Annotated in this window: 17 protein-coding genes; 8 read left to right on the plus strand and 9 right to left on the minus strand. The window is 70.3% G+C overall.

Annotation, left to right across the window (positions count from 1 at the left end; genetic code table 11):
* Positions 1 to 25: 25 nt before the first annotated feature.
* The 7 genes from ACFYO8_RS12970 to rpmH form a co-directional block, all read right to left on the minus strand.
* The gene (locus ACFYO8_RS12970; RefSeq protein WP_354866471.1) at positions 26 to 1,354 is read right to left on the minus strand and encodes an AAA family ATPase; all 1,329 of its coding nucleotides are present in this window, start codon (positions 1,352 to 1,354) and stop codon (positions 26 to 28) included.
* Between the two features lie 246 nt (positions 1,355 to 1,600).
* On the minus strand, positions 1,601 to 2,356 hold the full coding sequence (gene rsmG / locus ACFYO8_RS12975; protein WP_354866778.1) for a 16S rRNA (guanine(527)-N(7))-methyltransferase RsmG: 756 nt from the start codon (positions 2,354 to 2,356) through the stop codon (positions 1,601 to 1,603).
* Between the two features lie 338 nt (positions 2,357 to 2,694).
* Complete coding sequence (locus ACFYO8_RS12980; protein ID WP_354866469.1) at positions 2,695 to 3,285, minus strand: R3H domain-containing nucleic acid-binding protein; 591 nt, start codon at positions 3,283 to 3,285, stop codon at positions 2,695 to 2,697.
* A 209-nt stretch (positions 3,286 to 3,494) separates the two neighbouring features.
* On the minus strand, positions 3,495 to 4,481 hold the full coding sequence (yidC, locus tag ACFYO8_RS12985; RefSeq protein WP_354866467.1) for a membrane protein insertase YidC: 987 nt from the start codon (positions 4,479 to 4,481) through the stop codon (positions 3,495 to 3,497).
* Positions 4,482 to 4,721 carry a membrane protein insertion efficiency factor YidD gene (yidD, locus tag ACFYO8_RS12990; protein WP_013477538.1) on the minus strand — a complete coding sequence of 80 codons (240 nt, stop codon included), beginning with the start codon at positions 4,719 to 4,721 and terminating at the stop codon, positions 4,482 to 4,484.
* A gap of 44 nt (positions 4,722 to 4,765) precedes the next feature.
* Complete coding sequence (gene rnpA, locus ACFYO8_RS12995) at positions 4,766 to 5,179, minus strand: ribonuclease P protein component (protein WP_354866465.1); 414 nt, start codon at positions 5,177 to 5,179, stop codon at positions 4,766 to 4,768.
* A 34-nt stretch (positions 5,180 to 5,213) separates the two neighbouring features.
* Positions 5,214 to 5,351, minus strand: a complete 138-nt coding sequence (gene rpmH, locus ACFYO8_RS13000) for a 50S ribosomal protein L34 (protein ID WP_091100492.1) — start codon at positions 5,349 to 5,351, stop codon at positions 5,214 to 5,216.
* A 572-nt stretch (positions 5,352 to 5,923) separates the two neighbouring features.
* Between rpmH and dnaA the strand changes: the two genes are divergently transcribed.
* The 5 genes from dnaA to ACFYO8_RS13025 all read left to right on the plus strand — a co-directional run bounded on the left by dnaA (position 5,924) and on the right by ACFYO8_RS13025 (position 12,555).
* A complete protein-coding gene (gene dnaA, locus ACFYO8_RS13005; protein WP_354866463.1) occupies positions 5,924 to 7,765 on the plus strand; it encodes a chromosomal replication initiator protein DnaA in 1,842 nt (613 codons plus the stop codon).
* Positions 7,766 to 8,763: 998 nt separating this feature from the next.
* Positions 8,764 to 9,897 carry a DNA polymerase III subunit beta gene (gene dnaN, locus ACFYO8_RS13010; protein ID WP_354866461.1) on the plus strand — a complete coding sequence of 378 codons (1,134 nt, stop codon included), beginning with the start codon at positions 8,764 to 8,766 and terminating at the stop codon, positions 9,895 to 9,897.
* A 40-nt stretch (positions 9,898 to 9,937) separates the two neighbouring features.
* Complete coding sequence (gene gnd, locus ACFYO8_RS13015) at positions 9,938 to 10,810, plus strand: phosphogluconate dehydrogenase (NAD(+)-dependent, decarboxylating) (RefSeq protein WP_354866459.1); 873 nt, start codon at positions 9,938 to 9,940, stop codon at positions 10,808 to 10,810.
* A 16-nt stretch (positions 10,811 to 10,826) separates the two neighbouring features.
* Positions 10,827 to 11,957, plus strand: a complete 1,131-nt coding sequence (gene recF, locus ACFYO8_RS13020; protein ID WP_354866457.1) for a DNA replication/repair protein RecF — start codon at positions 10,827 to 10,829, stop codon at positions 11,955 to 11,957.
* A complete protein-coding gene (locus tag ACFYO8_RS13025; protein WP_354866455.1) occupies positions 11,950 to 12,555 on the plus strand; it encodes a DciA family protein in 606 nt (201 codons plus the stop codon). The genes recF and ACFYO8_RS13025 overlap by 8 nt, the downstream gene beginning before the upstream one ends.
* Here ACFYO8_RS13025 and ACFYO8_RS13030 read toward each other — a convergent pair.
* Entirely contained in the window at positions 12,546 to 12,785 is a 240-nt protein-coding gene (locus ACFYO8_RS13030) for a hypothetical protein (RefSeq protein WP_354866453.1), read from the minus strand. The genes ACFYO8_RS13025 and ACFYO8_RS13030 overlap by 10 nt on opposite strands.
* A gap of 83 nt (positions 12,786 to 12,868) precedes the next feature.
* Between ACFYO8_RS13030 and ACFYO8_RS13035 the strand changes: the two genes are divergently transcribed.
* Positions 12,869 to 13,372: a MarR family transcriptional regulator gene (locus ACFYO8_RS13035; RefSeq protein ID WP_354866451.1), complete on the plus strand. Its 504-nt coding sequence runs from the start codon at positions 12,869 to 12,871 to the stop codon at positions 13,370 to 13,372.
* On the opposite strand, the gene ACFYO8_RS13040 is transcribed toward ACFYO8_RS13035, so the two are convergent.
* Positions 13,357 to 13,911 (minus strand): hypothetical protein, encoded by a 555-nt coding sequence (locus ACFYO8_RS13040; RefSeq protein WP_354866449.1) that lies wholly within the window; start codon positions 13,909 to 13,911, stop codon positions 13,357 to 13,359. The genes ACFYO8_RS13035 and ACFYO8_RS13040 overlap by 16 nt on opposite strands.
* A gap of 549 nt (positions 13,912 to 14,460) precedes the next feature.
* Between ACFYO8_RS13040 and gyrB the strand changes: the two genes are divergently transcribed.
* Together gyrB and gyrA are read left to right on the plus strand one after the other, a co-directional pair.
* A complete protein-coding gene (gene gyrB / locus ACFYO8_RS13045; RefSeq protein WP_354866447.1) occupies positions 14,461 to 16,407 on the plus strand; it encodes a DNA topoisomerase (ATP-hydrolyzing) subunit B in 1,947 nt (648 codons plus the stop codon).
* Between the two features lie 130 nt (positions 16,408 to 16,537).
* Positions 16,538 to 19,057 carry a DNA gyrase subunit A gene (gyrA, locus tag ACFYO8_RS13050; protein ID WP_355093727.1) on the plus strand — a complete coding sequence of 840 codons (2,520 nt, stop codon included), beginning with the start codon at positions 16,538 to 16,540 and terminating at the stop codon, positions 19,055 to 19,057.
* Position 19,058: the final 1 nt, after the last annotated feature.

Genomic DNA, 19,058 nt, shown 5'->3' on the forward strand with positions numbered 1-19,058 from the left:
GACGCCTCCCAGCGACATCTCCGCACTACGCATTCCGGCTCACCGGCTCCTTGACGCCTCGCTCCGCGATCTCCTGGGCGGCCTCGAAGTAACTCGTGGCCCCCCGCGAACCGGGATCGTAGGTCATCACCGACTGGCCGTAGCTCGGTGCCTCGGAGACACGCACGTTGCGGGGAATCACCGCTTGGAGCACCTTGTCCCCGAAGTGGTTCCGGACGTCCTGCTCCACCGCGTCGGCCAGCCGCGTACGCCTGTCGTACATGGTGAGCAGAATCGTGGAGACCTCAAGCTGCGGGTTGAGGTGCTGGCGAACCAGGTTGATGTTGTTGATCAGCTGGTTGAGGCCCTCCAGCGCGTAGTACTCGCACTGGATCGGGATCAGCACCTCCTGCGCGGCCACGAGCGCGTTGACGGTGAGCAGGCCGAGCGACGGCGGACAGTCTATGAAGACGTAGTCGAAGTGACCCGGGTACGCGGCGATGGCCCGCGCCAGACGCGACTCCCGAGCCACCACCGAGACCAGCTCGATCTCGGCGCCGGCAAGGTCGATGGTGGCCGGTACGCACCACAGGTTGGGGATGCCCTCGACCGCCTGGGCCACCTCTTCGAGCGGCACGCTGTCGATCAGGCAGTCGTACACGTCGGGTACGCCCGTGTGGTGCGGCACGTTCAGACCGGTGGAGGCGTTGCCCTGGGGGTCAAGATCGACCACGAGCACCCGGTTGCCGTGCAGCGCGAGCGCCACTGCGAGGTTCACGGTGGTGGTCGTCTTGCCGACGCCGCCCTTTTGGTTGGCGACGCACATCACCCGGGTCCGGTCGGGGCGCGGCATGGTGACCTCGCCACTGGGATTCAGGATCTGCACGGCGCGCATCGCCTCCATAGCCAACGGTGGATCATCCTCTTCGCGCGTCGGGGTTTCACGTGAAACGTACGTGCTGGCGTCTACCTGGTCCCCGCACCCGTCCGCCTGTGGCGTGTCGGACGGCGCCATGGCGGCCTCGGGGGCAGCCTGGTGCGGTACGGCCGAAACGGGCGGCTGGGGTTCGTAGCGGGTGGGTACCGCGGCGTTCGCCCGCACTGCGGGCGGACGCGGGGTCGGCGCGTTCACCGGACCGTCGGCCGGGTCGAGCGGATCGCGGGCCGGTGGCACATTGGCAGGCACGGACGAGACCGGACGCATGCCGCCGGCCGACGACTCCCGTCGGTTCGCCGGCTGGTGCGGAGAGGACGGCTCGCCGGACTCGTTCACCGTCCACTCCTGGTAGTTGGTTTCACGTGAAACGGGGTCGGCGGAGGGCTTGCCTCCTGGTCCGGTCAATCGTGGATCGTCGTACCTGCCGTCGTCATGCACCTGTCATCCCTACCCGCTCCGGATGGTCGGTCCGCACCCGTCGAATCGCGTCCGCGCCGCGCGCGGCGCCATCGGCTCGGCGGGAACCGTCGGGCTCGAGTGCCGCCCGGCACCGCCGTTTCCACACTATCGACGCGCGGTCAGCCTACGGCCGACGGGCGTGGTGGGTCCATGTCGGGTTGTGATCGATCACGTCACGCCTACCGGTCCAACGACCGGACCGGGCGTGCGGAATGGCGTACCCGGTCAGCGGTCGCCGCGACGGCGGCCGCCCCGCGACCGCTTCGGCTTCTTGGGACGGCGCGGGTTGACCACGCGCTCCCGGACCACCTCGACCACAGTCGCCGGGGGTTCGATCACGCCGTCCCCGCACCGGTGCAGCTCCGGCGTCCCGCCGCCAAGGCGGATCACGGCCTCGGCGTGCTCGGCGATCTCGTCGGCCGCCGAGGCGCCCTTGAGGGCGACCAGGCGGCCGCCGGGCACCACGAGCGGCAGGCACCACGAGGCGAGCCGGTCCAGCGGCGCCACCGCGCGGGCCGTCACGACGTCGGCGCTCAGCGGTTCCCGGTCGCGCGAGCCGGCCGCCGCCTCCTCGGCCCGCCCACGGAACACACGCACGTCCCGGGTCAGACCGAGACGCTGTACCGCCTCGATCAGGAAAGTCGTGCGCCGGGCCAGCGGCTCCACCAGCGTCACGGTGAGGTCGGGACGCGCGATCGCCAGCACCAAGCCGGGCAGCCCGGCTCCGGAGCCGACGTCGATCACGGTGGCCCCCTCCGGGATCCGTTCCGCCACCACCGCGCAGTTGAGCAGGTGCCGCTCCCACAGCCGCGGCGTCTCGCGCGGGCCGATCAGGCCGCGGACCACGCCGTCGGTGGCGAGCAGTTCGGCGTACGCGGCGGCCAGGTCGAGTCGGTCCCCGAACAGCGCGCGGGCGGCCTCCGCCAGTTCCGGCGGAAGCGTCGCCGACGCCGGGTCGGGCTCAGCCGGACCGTCCACCAGGGACGGTCCGTCCTCCGACGGCTCCGCGAAGAACGGGTCGGCCGCCGCGGCCGGGCCGACCGGCGTCACCTCCGCCGGGGGCTCACTGGAGAAGGCGGGCGTCACGTCCACCCCGGGATCGGCCGGCTCGATCCCGGTCACCACCTCCGGTTCGCCGGAGAAGGCAGGCTCGCCAGGGTCGGTCACGGCCCTTCCCGGGCACGCCGGTTCGGCCGTCCCGTTCTTGCCGGAGAAGACCGGGTCGACAGTGGGGTCGGGGCGCGCAGCCGACGGCCCGGGCGGCGTACCGCCCGGGCCGCTCACGGCTCCTGCCGTCGTCTCGTCGGAGATCACTGACCTCAGTCCGCCACCGGCCGGACGACGATGCGGCGGTTGGGCTCGACGCCCTCGGACTCGCTCTCCACCCCGCTCATCGCGTTCACCACGTCGTGCACGCACTTGCGCTCGAACGCGGACATCGGCTCCAGGCGCACCGGCTCACCGTGCTCCTTGACCTTCTCGACCGCGTTCTTCGCCACGGCGGCCAGCTCCTTGCGCCGGGTGGCCCGGTAGCCGCCGACGTCGAGCAGCAGCCGGCTCGGCGTGCCGGTCTGGCGGAACACGGCCAGCCGGGCCAGTTCCTGGAGCGCCTCAAGGGTCGCGCCGCGCTGGCCGACCAGGTTCTGCAACCGGCCACCGACCACCTCGACGACCGGGCGGCCACCGGACACCAGCTCGTCGATGTCGCCGTCGTAGTCGAGGATGTCCAGCAGACCCTCGACGTAGTCGGCGGCGATCTCGCTCTGCCGGAACAGGTCGCTCTCGGCCGGGGCCTTCTTCTCCCGGGCCTCGCCCGCGGCGTCCTCGGTCTCGGTGGCGGCGGTAACGGGGGCCTCCTCGTCCAGGGACTGGTCGGCGCTGGGGGTGCTGGTCTCGGTCACGGGTCTCATCTCCGTACTCGCTCGGCCGGACCGTCGGGGGTCCGCTGGTCTCCCGGGGCCGGCGGGAGGTTCGCCGGGTGCCCTCGGGCACGTCTGTACGGGCCAGTTTCGCCCGTGTCCGCGCTCCGCGCGGCGATTCCGGCCCGGCGCCGACTTCTCGGATGGCAGCACGCGGCCGGAACGGGCCACCGACGACGTCGCGCCGGTGGCCCGAGGGCTCAGCCCTGTCGCTTGGCGGGCCGGTTGCCGCCCTTCTTCGGGTTGGCCGGCTTGGCGCCCGGCTTCGGGCCGGCCACCTTCGGCGCCGCGGCCGGAGCCTTCGCCGGCGGCTGCGCCGCCTTGCGGCCGAACAGGCCACCGGCCTTGGCCGGCTGCACCGGGCCCTTGGCGGCGCTGGTGCTCTTGGCGGTCACCGGCGGCGGGAACTTCCGCAGCACCCACTGCTGCTGGCCGAGCGTGAAGAGGTTGTTGGTGACCCAGTAGATGATCACACCGATCGGGAAGATCGCACCCGAGATCAGCAGCGACAGCGGGATGCCGTAGAGCATCAGTCGCTGCACCATGCGCTGCTGCGGGTCCTCGGCCCACCCGGTCTTCAGGATCATCTGCCGGCTGGTCAGGTAGGTGGTGGCGATCATGATGACCACCAGGATGCCGGCGACCACCTTGACCGTGCCGGTGCTCGCGCCCAGCCGGCTCAGCTCCTCGGCGGTGGAGCCGAACTTGCCGGAGATCGGCGCGGTGAACAGCGTCGCGTTGGAGGCGCTGTTGAACTGGTCGACGGTCCAGCCGTACAGCGTCTTGCCCTGGTTGTCGGGGCTGAGGCGGCGCAGCGTGTGGAACAGGCCCAGGAAGACCGGGATCTGGAGGAACATCGGAAGGCAGCCCATGAGCGGGTTGGCCTTTTCCTTCCGGTAGAGCTCCATCATCTCCTTCTGGAGCGTCTCCCGGTCACCCTTGTGCTTCTCCTGGAGCTCCTTCACCTTCGGCTGGAGCGCCTGCATCGCACGCTGCGACTTGATCTGCTTGACGAAGACCGGGAACAGGATCACCCGGACCGTCACCACGAGGAAGATGATGGCGAGGATCCAGGCCCAGTTCGTACCGATCACGGTCCCGACCGGCACTCCGATGGCGTCCCAGGCCGAGTGCCAGGTCAGCAGGATCCACGAGATCGCGTAGTAGATCCAGTCGAGACTAAACACTCAGGCTCCAGTCACGTCGGAACGGCGGCGGTCGCCCGGCTCCGGGACCGGGTCGTGTCCACCTGGGTGGAAGGGATGGCAGCGCGACAGCCGACGGACCGTCAGCCAGGCACCCCGCAGCGCACCGTGCCGGGAAACCGCCTCCACGGCGTAGGCACTGCACGACGGGTAGAACCGGCAGCGGGCCGGCAGAGCCGGACTTATCCACCGACGGTACGCGATGATGGGCGCCAGCAGCATGCGGGCACCGGTTGTGGGGGACGGCGTCGCCGTCGTCGGGCCGTTCACCGCGGCCGCCGTCCCCGGGAGGACCGCGCCGCGGCGAGGGCGGCGTCCAGGTCGGCCCCGAGCCGGGCGTACGTCGCGTCGGCGGACGCGGGCAGCGCGCGTACCACGACTGTGGTGCCGGCGGGCAGCTCGGCCAGCCGCTCGCGGACCAGGTGCCGCAGGCGACGGCGGACCTTGTTGCGGACCACGGCGCCGCCGACGGCCTTGGACACGACGAAGCCGGCGCGGCTGGGTGCGGAGGTCTCCGCACCGTTGCTTCGCGCCGGCTCCGGCAAGGGTGTCGCTGTGGTGCCGATCGGCTCGGGGATGGTCAGGTGGACCACGACGGCGCCACGGCCGACGCGTCGGCCACTGCGAACCGCTGCGGCGAAGTCGCTACTGCGCCGCAGTCGTTGCGCGGCTGCCAGCACGACTGCCCACGTCCCCGGACCGGACCTGTCGGCGTCAGGCCGACAGGCGCGCGCGGCCCTTGGAGCGACGGGTCGAGATGATGGCGCGGCCGGCACGGGTGCGCATGCGCAGCCGGAAGCCGTGGGTCTTCGCGCGCCGGCGGGTGTTCGGCTGGTAGGTGCGCTTGCTCACGTCAGGCTCTCCGTTGTCGTACGCCCCGCGCGGCGGATCGCCCGGGGTCGTGTGCTGGTTCAGATCACCTGTCGGTGACCTCCGATCGGCGCTGCCGTGACACTCGCCCCGGCGATGCGGGATGACAGCCACGGACAGCAAGCATCAATCACCCTAGCAGAGGGCGAGAGAGCAGCCGCTCCAGCCTACGCAGGGTCGCAATGACCGTCAACGTCACACTCAGGCGCCCGACCTGCGCGCAACCGCGACCGAAGGGGCGGTTTCACTGATGTTGCCAAGGTCGTCAGGGTGTCGCCGGTTGATGCTGTGGGGTCCGCGCTGTTAGCGTGCGCGATTGCGGTCGGCGTCGGGGTCCGGGGTTTGTCGCCGATCGGCAAGACCGGACACGCTGTTGAATCGTTCGGCACGGTGAACCCGCTTCAACGCCCCCGTGAATCGAGGGGGCAGGTCCGACCCGCGTCCGGCGGGCGGCCACAATCGGTCGGTACACAGGCTGTGGATAACTTGTGGATGACGACCGGTCAGCCGTCCGGGCGGGCGTGAGAAGGAGCAGGCGAGGGGGTGGGACGACGGTGACCGGAGCGACCGACCTTGCCGCGGTGTGGACGGCGACCACGGACGAACTCGCCGACGAGATCATCTCCGCGCAACAACGGGCATACCTCCGGCTCACCCGGCTACGGGCGATCGTCGAGGACACCGCGCTGCTCTCGGTGCCGGACGCCTTCACCCGGGACGTGATCGAGTCCCGGCTCCGCCCGGCCATCACCGAGGCGTTGAGCCGGCGGCTCGGGCGGCCGATCCAGGTGGCCGTCACCGTACGGGTCGCCGACGACCCCGCCGCCCGCCCGGCCGGCACGGTCTACCGCAGCAACCCGGAACCGCTGCCCGAGCACGACGGCGCCGCTCCACTGCCCGGTTTCGACCAGCCCGGCCCGTCCGCCCCGACCTACCCGTCACGGCGCCCGCAGTCCGGGTACGGCGAGCCCGGGTACGCCGATTCCGGATACGGCGAGCCCCGGCCGGAGCAGCCGGTCGACGAGCCGGCACCCCGCCAGCGGACCGCCGACACTTCCCGCTCGCACCTGATCCCGGCCGGCCGCGACGCGCAGGACACGCTGTTCAGCGCCGCGTTCGGCGAACCGGTGCGTACCGCGCCCGAGCGCCGCGCCTTCGACGAGCGCACCCGCGTCGAGCCGCCCGTGCCCGACGCCGGGGGGTACGAGCCCCGGTACCGGGAGAGCCCGGCCGCCGACCGCGCGCCGATGCGCGGCCTGCCCCGCGACGGCGCCACTGACAGCGGCCCTGGCCGGGGCGGTGCCGACCACCGCCGCCCGGGTAGCGGCCAGGCCGACCGCAGGCTCCCCGGCGGTACGGAGAGCGGCGGCAACCGGCTCAACCCGAAGTACATGTTCGAGACGTTCGTCATCGGCTCGTCCAACCGGTTCGCGCACGCCGCGAGCGTGGCGGTGGCCGAGTCGCCGGCGAAGGCCTACAACCCGCTGTTCATCTACGGCAGCTCCGGGCTGGGCAAGACCCACCTGCTGCACGCCATCGGGCACTACGCCACGACGCTCGGCAACGCGCGCTCGGTCCGGTACGTCTCGACCGAGGAGTTCACGAACGACTTCATCAACTCGCTGCGCGACGACAAGACGAGCGCGTTCCAGCGCCGCTACCGGGACGTGGACATCCTCCTGATCGACGACATCCAGTTCCTGGAGAACCGGGAGCGGACGCAGGAGGAGTTCTTCCACACGTTCAACACGCTGCACAACGCGAACAAGCAGATCGTGATCACGTCCGACCGCTCGCCGAAGCAACTGGCGACGCTGGAGGACCGGCTGCGTACCCGGTTCGAGTGGGGCCTGCTCGCCGACATCCAGCCGCCGGACCTGGAGACGCGCATCGCGATCCTGCAGAAGAAGGCGGCGCAGGAGCGGCTGTTCGCCCCGCCGGACGTACTGGAGTTCATCGCGTCCCGGGTGTCGAACTCGATCCGCGAACTGGAGGGGGCGCTGATCCGGGTCACCGCCTTCGCCAGCCTGACCCGCTCCTCGGTCGAGCTGTCGCTGGCCGAGGAGGTGCTGCGGGACTTCATCCCGGACGGCGCCGGCCCGGAGATCACCGCTGACCAGATCATGGTGTCCACGGCCGACTACTTCGGCGTGAGCATGGAGGACCTGCGCGGCCACTCCCGTTCCCGGGTGCTGGTGAACGCGCGTCAGGTGGCCATGTACCTGTGCCGCGAGTTGACCGACCTGTCGCTGCCCCGGATCGGGCAGGCGTTCGGCGGCCGGGACCACACCACTGTGATGCACGCGGACCGCAAGATCCGCCAGCAGATGGCCGAACGGCGCTCGCTCTACAACCAGATCGCCGAGCTGACCAACCGCATCAAGCAGAACACCTGACCCTCTCGCGGTCCCACCCTCCTCTGGCTCCCCGCTTCGGCGGTGAGATCAAGGAGTTCGTGGAGGCAGACCGCGTGTTTTCCGTCCCAAACTCCTTCGTCAACAGGAGAACCCGGGCGCCCGGACACAGCTGGAGCTGACGGGCGATCATGAGGTTGCCTATGACAAATCGGACGGTCGACGCCGTCAACCTCATGATCGACCTGAGCCGCGTCCGGGTGGGCGGATCGGCGTGCCGGCTGACGTGAGTGAGGCGACAGGTCGGGGGGCCGGGTTGGCGAGTGGCGGGAAGCCGACAACGGAACTTGTTGACCCTTGACCCGGTCGAGGGCCCAGGATCGGTCGCGTGCTCGTCCACAGCTCGTACCCGTTGTCCACAGCCCCTGTGTCACAGGCGGTGGACAACCACGCTTCGCACTCGGCCGGTTACCCACAGACTGTGGACAACTCCTGGGGACGAGCCTGTGGACGCCTGGGGACGACCGTCACGTTGTCCCCAGACGGCGGCACGGCTGTGGGCGGCCTGTTGAAGGTTCTGTGGATGACGGTCGCCGGCGCTGCCGCGGCTGTCCACAGAGCTGGGGAGAAAACCGGTGGATTACCGGTGGACAACCGGTGGACAGCCGTGGAAAACCCGGCGGCTGGCGAGGGCTGTGGACCGGGACACGAGTTCCACCCCTGGTTCTCCACAGCCAACCCACCTGTAGATAACGTGTCTGACCTGCGCGGACGCGGGTTCTCCACAGTTTGCACAGGTGCGATGAAGACGATGAGTTATCTCTTCTAAACAACAAAAACCAATCATCACCGTTGGACTTCCTGTGGATCGGGCCACGGCACTGCCGTCGGCAGTCGCCCGGGCACCTGGATCCACGGGGTCGGGCGCACAGCCGATGCCCGCGCGCCCTAAGGTGCGATGGGTACCCGCACGGTCGGGCGGGACGGGTGGCAGCGGTCGGCATGAGAGAGTTGTCGCTGACGTCGACGCGGAGGCATTGATGAAGTTCCGAGTGGAGCGCGACGCGCTCGCCGAGGCGGTCGCGTGGACCGCCAAGAGCCTGCCCAACCGACCCTCCGTACCGGTACTTGCCGGGGTGATGCTCCGGGTGACCGACGGCAACCTCCAGGTCTCCGGCTTCGACTACGAGGTTTCCAGCCAGGTCACCGTCGAGGTGCAGGGTGACGCGGACGGCGCCGCCCTGGTTTCCGGCCGGCTGCTCGCCGAGATCACCAAGGCCCTGCCGGCCAAGCCGGTGGACATCGCCGCCGTCGGCGCCCACCTGGAACTGGTCTGCGGCAGCGCCCGGTTCACGCTGCCCACCATGCCGGTGGAGGACTACCCGACGCTGCCGGAGATGCCGGAGAGCGCCGGCACCGTGGACGCCGCCGCCTTCGCCGCCGCCGTGGCCCAGGTGGCAGTCGCCGCCGGCCGTGACGAGACGCTGCCGATGATGACCGGCGTACGCCTCGAGCTGAGCGGCAGCACGATGGCCATGCTGGCGACTGACCGCTACCGCCTCGCGCTGCGTGAGATGGAGTGGAACCCGGACGACCCGGAGATCAGCCTCAACGCGCTGGTGCCGGCCCGCACGCTGCACGACACCGCCAAGGCGCTCGGCCCGCTGGGCGGCCACGTCACCATGGCGCTGTCCTCCGGCGGCGCCGGTGAAGGCATGATCGGTTTTTCCGGCGGCACCCGCCGGACCACCAGCCGGCTGCTCGACGGCGCCAACTACCCGCCGGTGCGTTCGCTGTTCCCGGCCGACCACAACGCCGAGGCCCGCGTCGCCGTCTCCGCGCTCATCGAGGTGGTCAAGCGCGTCGCGCTGGTCGCCGAGCGCACCACACCGGTCCTGCTGAGCTTCAGCGCCGACGGTCTGGTGGTCGAGGCGGGCGGCACCGAGGAGGCCCGGGCCAGCGAGGCCATGGATGCCACCTTCAGCGGCGAGCCGCTGACCATCGGGTTCAACCCGCAGTACCTCATCGACGGTCTGACCAACCTGGGCGCGCAGCACGCCCTGCTCCGGTTCGTCGACGCGTTCAAGCCCGCGGTCATCTCCCCGGCCGGCGAGGATGGCGAGGTCATCCCGGGGTACCGGTACCTCATCATGCCGATCCGCGTGTCCCGCTGATCGCAGGCAGCACGACCCTGACGTACGGAGGTAGGAGCAGATGCAGCTCGGCCTGGTAGGACTCGGCCGGATGGGCGGCAACATGCGGGAGCGGTTGCGCGCCGCCGGGCACGAGGTGGTCGGCTACGACCGCAACCCGGAGATCAGCGACGCCGCGAGCCTGGCTGAGCTGGCCGAGAAGCTCCAGTCGCCCCGCGCGATCTGGGTGATGGTCCCCGCAGGCGTCACCGACGCCACCATCGACGAGCTCGCCGGTGTGCTCGGCGAGGGCGACATCATCATCGACGGCGGCAACTCCCGGTTCAGCGACGACGCCCCGCGCGCCGAGCGGCTGAACGAGCACGGCATCGGCTACCTCGACGTCGGCGTCTCCGGCGGCGTCTGGGGCCGGCAGAACGGGTACGCGCTGATGGTCGGTGGTGCGCAGGAGCACGTCGAGCGCCTGATGCCGATCTTTGAGGCGCTCAAGCCCGAGGGCGAGTTCGGCTTCGTGCACGCCGGCCCGGTCGGCGCCGGCCACTACGCCAAGATGGTGCACAACGGCATCGAGTACGGCCTGATGCACGCCTACGCCGAGGGCTACGAGCTGATGGCCGCCTCCGAGCTGGTCACGAACGTCCCCGGCGTGTTCAAGTCGTGGCGTGAGGGCACCGTCGTCCGGTCCTGGCTGCTCGACCTGTTGGACCGGGCGCTCGACGAGGACCCGGAGCTGGCCGAGCTGAGCGGCTACACCGAGGACACCGGCGAGGGCCGCTGGACCGTGGACGAGGCGGTCCGGCTCGCCGTACCGCTCAACGTCATCACCGCGTCGCTCTTCGCCCGGTTCGCCTCCCGGCAGGACGACTCGCCCGCGATGAAGGCCGTTGCCGCGCTGCGCCAGCAGTTCGGCGGCCACGCCGTCCACAAGCGTTGACCGGTATCCACAGCCTGTGTACGTCCGCCGGCTCGAACTGGTCGACTTCCGCTCCTACGAGCGCGTCGGCGTAGACCTGGAGCCGGGTCCGAACGTGCTCGTCGGCGCCAACGGCGTCGGCAAGACCAACCTGGTCGAGGCGCTCGGCTACGTGGCGACCCTGGACTCGCACCGGGTCGCCACGGACGCCCCGCTGGTCCGGATGGGCGCCACCTCGGCGGTGATCCGCTGCGCGGTGGTGCACGAGGGCCGCGAACTGCTGGTCGAGCTGGAGATCGTGCCGGGCAAGGCCAACCGGGCCAGGCTCGGCCGGTCCCCGGCCCGGCGCGCCCGGGACGTGCTCGGCGCGCTGCGTCTCGTGCTGTTCGCGCCGGAGGATCTGGAACTGGTCCGCGGCGACCCGGCCGAGCGCCGCCGCTACCTGGACGACCTGCTGGTCACCCGCCAGCCCCGCTACGCGGGGGTACGCGCCGACTACGAGCGCGTGGTCAAGCAGCGCAACGCGCTGCTGCGTACCTCGTACCTCGCTCGCAAGACCGGCGGCACACGCGGCGGCGACCTGTCGACGCTGGCCGTGTGGGACGCGCATCTGGCGCAGCACGGCGCGGACCTGCTCGCCGGCCGTCTGGAGCTGGTCGCCGCGCTGACCCCGCACGTGGCGAAGGCGTACGACGCGGTGGCCGCCGGCCGCGGCGCGGCGGGCATCGCGTATCGGCCCTCGGTCGAGCTGCCCGAACCCGGCGCCGACCGGGCGGCGCTGGCGGAGGCGCTCGCCGCCGCGCTCACCGCGAACCGCGCCGCCGAGATCGAGCGCGGCACCACGCTCGTCGGCCCGCACCGCGACGACCTGGCCCTCACCCTCGGCCCGCTGCCCGCAAAGGGGTACGCGAGCCACGGCGAGTCCTGGTCGTACGCGCTGGCGCTGCGGCTGGCCGGGTACGACCTGCTGCGCGCCGACGGGATCGAGCCGGTGCTGGTGCTCGACGACGTCTTCGCCGAGCTGGACACCGGCCGCCGGGAACGGCTGGCCGAGCTGGTCGGCGGCGCCAGTCAGCTCCTGGTCACCTGTGCTGTTGACGACGACGTGCCGGCGACGCTGCGCGGCACCCGGTACGCGGTGGGCGAGGGGACGGTGCGGCGTGTCTGACGACGAGGTTCTGCTCCCGCCCGCGCGACTCGGGCCGGGACGCGACGCGCGTACCCCGGGGAAACCGGCGGACGGTGCGCCGGCCGCGAGCCCGCCGGAGGGCGCGGCCGGGCCGGAACTGGCCCGGGCGGTGCTCGACGCGGCGAAGGCCCGGCGGCAGGCAGCGGCGCCCCGGCGGCGCGGCGCGGTCCGCGGCGACGGCGAGAAGCGGCTGCGCGGCTATTCCGGCCCCGGACCGGACCCGCGCGACCCGCAGCCGCTCGGCGCGGTGCTGGACAAGCTCATGAAGGCGCGCGGCTGGCAGCAGCCGGCGGCCGAGGCGACGGTCTTCGGCGCGTGGGAGAAGGTGGTCGGCGCGGAGGTCGCGCAGCACAGCCGTCCGGTCAAGCTGGAGAACGGCGAGCTGACGGTGGAGGCCCGTTCGACCGCCTGGGCGACCCAACTGCGCCTGCTGGCGGGCTCGCTGCTCAAACAGATCGCCAGCGAGGTCGGCCACAACGTCGTGCGAAAGCTGCACATCCACGGCCCGGCGACGCCGTCGTGGTCGCGCGGCCCTCGACGGGTACGCGGGCGCGGCCCCCGCGACACCTACGGCTGACCGACACCGCCCGAACGCCGCGCCTCACGCCGGGCGCGCTTGAGTTCGCGCTGCTCGCGGCTCCACTGCTTGCGCCGCTCCAGGTCCTGCTTCCACGCCTCGCGGGCCAGCTTCGAGCCGCCCTGCACCGCGCCCTGCACCTGGGAGGGGCCGGCGAGGTTCTGGAACACCCAGCCCAGCAGGCGGCCACCCTTGCCGGAGGCGTCGCCCACCTGCTCGTCGTCGCTCATCCGCCGCCCCTCTCCCTGCTTTGTGTACAAACCATTGGTACACCAATCGTTGCTACGATCGCAACGACGACGAGGAGGACGCGGTGACCGATCCGATCGAGGATCCCCTGGCGCTGGAGCAGCAGGTCTGCTTCGCGCTGTCCGTCGCCGCCCGGAGCGTCGTCGCGGTCTACCGCCCGCTGCTGGAGCCGATGGGCCTCACCCATCCGCAATACCTGGTGATGCTGGCGCTCTGGCAGCACGCACCGCTGTCCGGGCGGGATCTGAGCCGGCTGCTCCAACTCGACCCGGGCACGCTGTCACCGCTGCTCAAGCGACTGGAGGCGGCCGGCTACGTCCGACGCGAACGGGACGCCGCCGACGAGCGCAGCCTGGCCGTCTCGCTCACCGCCGCCGGGCAGGCGCTGCGGGCGCAGGCCGAGCGGATCCCGCCGGCCATCGTGCAGCGCCTCGGCCTGCCGCTGGCCGACCTGCGGCACCTGCACACGGCGCTGACCGAGGTGATCGCCGCGGCCAACCGGGCCACGGCCGCCGTCTCCGAGCATGGATCGCGCGGGCCCGGCCCGGCCGCTCAGGCGTCCGCGTAGACCGCGAAGCCCCGCTCCGCGCAGCGCCGGTAGAAGGCGGCCAGCACGCTCAGCTCGGCGCAGGTGAAGTTCCACTGCGGCGGGTCGCCGCTCTCGTCCCGCAGCCGGTCCAGCCGGCTGTCCAGCCAGCGGAGCTGCTGCTCGGCCAGCCGGCCGTCGCCGAGCAGCGCGCGCAGCACCTCGCTCACCGACTCGAACGTGACCGACTCGCCGTACGGCCGGTGCCGGGCGACGAACTTCTCCACACCCTCGGCGATCCAGGAGCAGCCCTCCGGGTCGATCACCGGGTCCTCGTCCTCGACCGCGTTCTCCGTGGCGTAGAGCACATTCTCCAGCCCGAGGATCAGGTCGACCAACTCGGTGTACGCGGTCGCCCGTACCGTGCCGGTCTTCGCGATCAGCTCGGCGAGCGCCGCGGTCGGCGCGGAGATCCGGGGCACGTCCACGATCTCGCCGAAGTCCACGAACTCAGCCGGCGCGACCGGGTCGTAGAAGCGGCCGGTCCGCGGCCAGTGCACCGCGACGTTGTCCAGCCCCATCTGGCGTCACCTCTCACCAAGCGTTTTCGGACCATCTTCGACGATCGTCCCGGTTCCGGGCGCAAAAGATCAAGACCGCAACGGCGGCGCCGCAAAAGCTACGGCACGCCGGGCCCGGCCGCGACCCCCGGGCGGCGCACTGCCGATCGCCGGCCGGACGACCGGCCGCGGCTCACGGTGGCCGGTGGCGTGGGATCGGCCCGTTGGCGTGTAGGGGGAGTAGCGGGCGGAGCGGTTCGTCCGGCTACGGCATTCTCAGCCGCCCCGGAGAGGGTGCCGAGTGGCGGTTTGGTCGGCTCCGCACAGTAAGATTGAGGGCGAGACGAAAGACCCGAGACGGAGCGACGGACAGGGGCCCGCATGAGCCCTCGATCATAGTCCCGCATCGGGTCCGAGCCGATCGCGATCCGCGGGCAACCGCGGCGCCCGGCGTACGTGATCCGAGCCTGGCGATCCCAGGGGCGGTCCATGCGCGCCGACGTCGCGTCCTGTCCGCCGAACCCGTGCCCCCGCGCCCCACGCGCGGCCGGTGCGAGAAAGTGGCCGAGCGTGGCAGCGGAGGACAACAAGAAGTACGGTGCCGAGTCCATCACCGTTCTCGAGGGCCTGGAAGCGGTCCGGAAGCGGCCCGGTATGTACATCGGGTCCACCGGCGAGCGCGGTCTGCACCACCTGGTGTGGGAGGTCGTCGACAACGCGGTGGACGAGGCGCTGGCCGGGCACTGCGACACCATCGACGTGGTGCTGCTCGCCGACGGCGGCGTCCGGGTGACGGACAACGGCCGTGGCTTCCCGGTCGACCTGCACCCCAAGCTGAAGAAGCCGGGTGTCGAGGTCGCGCTGACCGTGCTGCACGCCGGCGGCAAGTTCGACGGCAAGGCCTACGCCGTCTCCGGCGGCCTGCACGGCGTCGGTGTCTCCGTGGTCAACGCGCTGTCCACCAAGATGGCCGTGGAGATCCACAAGGACGGCTTCGTCTGGCGGCAGGAATACCACCACTCCAAGCCGACGCCGCTGGAGAAGGGTGAGGCGACCGACCGCACCGGTTCGGCGGTCTCCTTCTGGCCCGATCCGGACGTCTTCGAGACCGTCGACTTCGACTTCCACACCATCTACCGGCGCCTGCAGGAGATGGCCTTCCTCACTCGGGGCCTCACGATCCACCTGCTCGACGAGCGGGTGCCGGAGGACGAGGACGGCAAGATCCGCGAGGTCACCTTCCACTACGACGGCGGCATCGCCGACTTCGTCCGGCACCTCAACGCCTCCAAGACCCCGATCCACAAGACGGTGGTCGAGTTCGGCGCCGAGGAGACGGGCATGTCGGTCGAGATCGCCATGCAGTGGAACGAGTCGTACGGCGAGTCGGTCTACACCTTCGCCAACAACATCAACACCCACGAGGGCGGCACCCACGAGGAAGGCTTCCGGGCCGCGCTGACCAGCGTCGTCAACCGCTACGGCGCTGAGAAGAAGCTGCTCAAGGGCGACGAGCGCCTCTCGGGTGAGGACATCCGCGAGGGCCTGGCCGCGATCATCTCGGTCAAGCTCACCGACCCGCAGTTCGAGGGCCAGACCAAGACCAAGCTGGGCAACACCCCGGTCAAGGGCTTCGTGCAGCGGGTCTGCAACGAGTCGCTCGTCGACTGGTTCGACCGCAACCCGGCCGAAGCGAAGATCATCATCCAGAAGGCGTCCCAGGCGGCGCGCGCCCGGATCGCCGCCCAGCAGGCGCGCAAGCTCGCCCGGCGCAAGTCGCTGCTGGAGTCCGGGTCGATGCCCGGCAAGCTGGCCGACTGCCAGTCCACCGACCCGCGCGAGTCCGAGGTCTTCATCGTCGAGGGCGACTCGGCCGGCGGCTCGGCCAAGCAGGGCCGCGACCCGCGCGTCCAGGCGATCCTGCCGATCCGCGGCAAGATCCTCAACGTCGAGAAGGCCCGCATCGACCGGGTGCTGAAGAACAACGAGGTGCAGGCGCTGATCACCGCGCTCGGCACCGGCATCCACGACGACTTCGACATCGAGAAGCTGCGCTACCACAAGATCGTGCTGATGGCCGACGCCGACGTCGACGGCCAGCACATCCAGACGTTGCTGCTCACGCTGCTGTTCCGCTTCATGCGTCCGCTGGTCGAGCTGGGCCACGTCTACCTGGCCGCCCCGCCGCTCTACAAGATCAAGTGGAACAAGAAGGGCGACGACGCCCAGTACGCGTACTCGGACCGCGAGCGCGACGGGCTGATCGCCCTGCGCCAGCAGAAGAAGCCCAACGCCCGCCCGGACGACATCCAGCGGTTCAAGGGTCTCGGCGAGATGAACTACCCGGAGCTGTGGGAGACCACCATGAACCCGGGGACGCGTACGTTGCGCCGGGTCACGCTCGACGACGCCGCAACCGCGGACGAGCTGTTCAGCGTCCTGATGGGTGAGGACGTCGAGGCTCGCCGGTCGTTCATCCAGCGCAACGCCAAGGACGTGCGGTTCCTGGACATCTGACGGACGCGCCGGGCCGGCCGGAGATCCACCGGCCGGCCCGGAAGTCCACAGAGTTATCCACAGCCTGGCCGCTTTCCACAGCCGTTATCCACAGCGAGACCACGACTGAAGAGTCTGATAAGGGTTAACAGTGACCGATACTCCCGAGTCCACCCCGAACGAGCCGGAGACCCCGGAGACACTGGCCGCGGTCGTCCAGCACGACCGGATCGAGCCGGTCGGCCTCGAGGTCGAGATGCAGCGCTCGTACCTCGACTACGCGATGAGCGTCATCGTCGGGCGGGCCCTGCCGGACGTCCGGGACGGGCTCAAGCCGGTCCACCGCAAGATCCTCTACGCCATGTTCGACTCCGGCTACCGGCCGGACCGCGGGTACGTGAAGTGCTCCCGTGTCGTCGGTGACGTGATGGGCCAGTTCCACCCGCACGGCGACTCGGCCATCTACGACGCGCTGGTTCGGATGGCGCAGCCGTGGTCGCTGCGCTACCCGCTGGTCGACGGCAACGGCAACTTCGGTTCGCCCGGTAACGACCCGGCCGCCGCCATGCGGTACACGGAGTGCAAGCTCGACCCGCTGGCCATGGAAATGCTGCGGGACATCGACGAGGACACCGTCGACCTGCAGGACAACTACGACGGCCGGGCCAAGGAGCCCACCATCCTGCCGTCGCGGATCCCGAACCTGCTGATCAACGGCTCCGAGGGCATCGCGGTCGGCATGGCCACCAAGATCCCGCCGCACAACCTGCGCGAGATCGGCGCGGCGGTCCAGTGGTGCCTGGAGCACCCGGAGGCCGACGAGGCGACCACTCTGGAAGCCCTGCTGGAGATCGTCAAGGGCCCGGACTTCCCGACCCACGGCCTGATCGTCGGGCAGGCGGCCATCCAGGACGCGTACCGGACCGGGCGCGGCTCGATTCGCATGCGTGCCGTGGTCGAGGTCGAGGAGGACAAGCGCGGGCGGCCGGCGCTCGTGGTCAGCGAGCTGCCGTACCAGGTCAACCCGGACAACCTCGCCGAGCGCATCGCCGAGCTGATCAAGGAGGGCAAGCTCGCCGGCATCGCCGACATCCGCGACGAGTCCTCCGGGCGTACCGGCATGCGGATCGTGCTCGTGCTCAAGCGCGACGCGGTCGCCAAGGTGGTGCTGAACAACCTCTACAAGCACACCCAGCTTCAGGAGACGTTCGGCGCCAACATGCTGGCGCTGGTCGACGGTGTGCCGCGCACGCTCAACCTGGCCCAGTTCATCCGCTACTACGTCGAGCACCAGATCGAGGTGATCCGGCGGCGGACCGCGTTCCGGCTGCGCAAGGCCGAGGAGCGGGCGCACATCCTGCGCGGTTTGTCCAAGGCGCTGGACGCGCTGGACGACGTGATCGCCCTGATCCGGCGCTCGCCCACAGTGGATGACGCACGGCAGGGCCTGATCCGGCTGCTGGACATCGACGAGGTCCAGGCGACCGCGATCCTGGACATGCAGCTTCGCCGGCTGGCCGCCCTGGAGCGGCAGCGGATCCTGGACGACCTGGCCAAGCTGGAAGTGGAGATCGCCGATCTCAAGGACATCCTGGCCAAGCCGGAGCGGCAGCGGCGGATCGTCTCGGAGGAGCTGGGCGAGATCGTCGCGAAGTGGGGCGACGAGCGGCGTACGAAGATCATTCCGTTCGACGGTGAGGTCTCGATGGAGGACCTCATCGCCCGCGAGGACGTGGTGGTGACGATCACGCGCACCGGGTACGCGAAGCGGACGAAGGTCGATCTCTACCGGTCACAGCGCCGCGGTGGGAAGGGCGTCAGCGGGGCGACGCTCCGCCAGGACGACATCGTCAGCCACTTCTTCGTATGCTCTACCCACGACTGGATCCTGTTCTTCACGAACAAGGGTCGGGTCTACCGGGCGAAGGCTTACGAGCTTCCCGAGGCCAGTAGGGTGGCCAAGGGCCAGCACGTGGCCAACCTGCTCGCGTTCCAGCCCGACGAGCAGATCGCGCAGATCATTGAAATCCCGAACTACCAGGTGGCGCCCTACCTGGTACTGGCCACGAAGAACGGCCTGGTGAAGAAGACGCGGCTCGAGGAGTTCGACTCCAACCGTACCGGCGGCATCATCGCGATCAACCTGCGCGATGAGGACGAGCTGGTCGGTGCGGTGCTGGCCGCACCGGAGGACGACCTGTTGCTGGTGTCGAAGAACGCCCAGGCGATCCGCTTCAACGCCACCGACGAGGCACTGCGCCCGATGGGCCGGGCCACCTCCGGCGTGATCGGCATGCGCTTCAGCGGCGAGGACGAGTTGCTCGCCGTCGAGGTGGTGCGAGAGGGTCTTGACGTTCTGGTCGCGACGAACGGGGGTTTCGCGAAACGTACCCCGATCGAGGAATACCCGGTCCAGGGCCGGGGAGGTAAAGGCGTGCTGACCGCGAAGATCACCGAGCGACGCGGTGGCCTGGTCGGCGCGGTCGTGATCGATCCGGAGGACGAGCTGTTCGCCATCACGAGCAACGGCGGCGTCATCCGGACTCCGGTGAAGCCTGTACGGCGTACGCGTGACCGGAACACAATGGGGGTCAAGCTGATGGACCTCCCGGACGGCGTGACTATCGTGGCGATTGCTCGCAATGCCGACGAGCCTGACGAACAGGACTAGT

The sequence above is a fragment of the Micromonospora sp. NPDC005257 genome, assembly GCF_042872445.1.
Classification (GTDB): Bacteria; Actinomycetota; Actinomycetes; order Mycobacteriales; family Micromonosporaceae; genus Micromonospora.

Excerpts from the sequence above, each read along its gene's own strand:
- dnaN (WP_354866461.1), top strand. The coding sequence starts at position 8,764 with ATGAAGTTCCGAGTGGAGCGCGACGCGCTCGCCGAGGCGGTCGCGTGG.
- ACFYO8_RS13040 (WP_354866449.1), bottom strand. The coding sequence starts at position 13,911 with ATGGGGCTGGACAACGTCGCGGTGCACTGGCCGCGGACCGGCCGCTTC.
- yidD (WP_013477538.1), bottom strand. The coding sequence starts at position 4,721 with ATGCTGCTGGCGCCCATCATCGCGTACCGTCGGTGGATAAGTCCGGCT.
- ACFYO8_RS13030 (WP_354866453.1), bottom strand. The coding sequence starts at position 12,785 with ATGAGCGACGACGAGCAGGTGGGCGACGCCTCCGGCAAGGGTGGCCGC.
- gnd (WP_354866459.1), top strand. The coding sequence starts at position 9,938 with ATGCAGCTCGGCCTGGTAGGACTCGGCCGGATGGGCGGCAACATGCGG.
- ACFYO8_RS12980 (WP_354866469.1), bottom strand. The coding sequence starts at position 3,285 with ATGAGACCCGTGACCGAGACCAGCACCCCCAGCGCCGACCAGTCCCTG.